General features: G+C 42.8%; 1 protein-coding gene. It reads left to right on the forward strand.

Annotation, left to right across the window (positions count from 1 at the left end; all coding sequences use genetic code 11):
- The coding region (locus BT797_RS04180; protein ID WP_175545648.1) for an IS91 family transposase at positions 1–658 on the forward strand (658 nt) is incomplete at its 5' end.
- Positions 659–666 lie beyond the last annotated feature (8 nt).

Consider the following 666-nt stretch of genomic DNA (forward strand, 5'->3'; position numbering starts at 1 on the left):
TGAAATTGGCTTCACCACCGTTTTGCATACTCACAGCAGGAAACGTAATTTACATCCCCACTTACACATTATAGTCGCCAATGGCAGCTACAATAAAACGCGAAACCAATGGCATAAAGGTAAGAGTAACTATCTGTTTAACGCCTTTGCATTAGCTAAAGTCTGGCGAGCGAGAATGATTGATGCAATCAATCAGCACGCTGATTTATCGCTAGCGAACGCTGACACATTACCCACTAAATGGGTCGTTGATTGCCGTAAGGTTGGTTACGGTCTTCCCGCTTTACAATATCTATCTCGCTATTTGTATCGCGGTGTATTGCCTGATAAAGACATCATCGACACAAGCAATAATACCGTGACATTCAACTATAAAGATGGACAAACTCAAGCAATAAAAACCAGAACCTTGCCGACGCTGCAATTTCTCTGGCTCATCTTGCAACATGTGCTTCCCAAAGGATTACAGCGAGTGCGGGATTATGGTTTTTTACATGGTAATGCCAAACGGCTGAGAGTGCGAATTCAAGCTATATTACTGTATCTGTTCAATTGGAAAATACCTAAACTCGTAGCAACGTTCACTGCCAAAGTCATCAGAATTTGTCCTTGCTGCCAGCATGAAATGAAGTGCGTTGGTATAACACGAACGACCTAGCCGAAAGG

The organism is Moritella viscosa (assembly GCF_900120065.1).
Classification (GTDB): Bacteria; Pseudomonadota; Gammaproteobacteria; order Enterobacterales; family Moritellaceae; genus Moritella; species Moritella viscosa.